The organism is Streptomyces doebereineriae (assembly GCF_031845645.1).
In the GTDB taxonomy this organism is placed as follows: Bacteria; Actinomycetota; Actinomycetes; order Streptomycetales; family Streptomycetaceae; genus Streptomyces; species Streptomyces canus.
The window spans coordinates 1-452 of record NZ_JAVREZ010000305.1 but is presented as its reverse complement, the minus strand read 5'-3'; the positions used below and the strand labels follow the sequence as shown (position 1 = coordinate 452).

Here is a 452-nt window from a genome sequence, read left to right as displayed (position 1 = left end):
CGGCTAATTACAGTTCGTCGCCGGACGTGACCTTGTACCTCGTGCCGAAGTCGGGACACTGCCACAACTTCGCCAGCCACCGTGGACAGCTGTGGGATCGGGTCGTCAGGTGGCTGCCGACAGTTGTGCCGGTCGGCGCCGTCCAGGTTTGAGGAGACGAGAATGACCCGTGCCATAGGATTCATCGGGGCAGGCCAACTCGGGGAGCCGATGGTCGCGCGGTTGCTCGGTGCCGGCCACTCGGTGCTGGCGTACAGCCGCCGCGAGGAGGTCCGGGCCCGCCTCGCGGCGAGCGGTGCCAGGTTGGCCGGCTCCGTGGCAGAGTTGGCGTCCCAGAGCGACATCTTGCTGTCGTGCCTGTTCTCCGACCTACAGTTGCGCGAAACAGGTTGGGGTCCTGATGGTTTCATCGCAAACGCCAAGTCTGGATCGGTGTTTGTCTCCCACACCAC

Annotated in this window: 1 protein-coding gene; it reads left to right on the top strand. The window is 64.6% G+C overall.

The annotated features are described in order from the left end of the window. Positions 1 to 162 precede the first annotated feature (162 nt). Positions 163 to 452: NAD(P)-binding domain-containing protein (locus tag RNB18_RS52000; RefSeq protein WP_311721056.1), on the top strand; the 290-nt coding region annotated here is incomplete at its 3' end.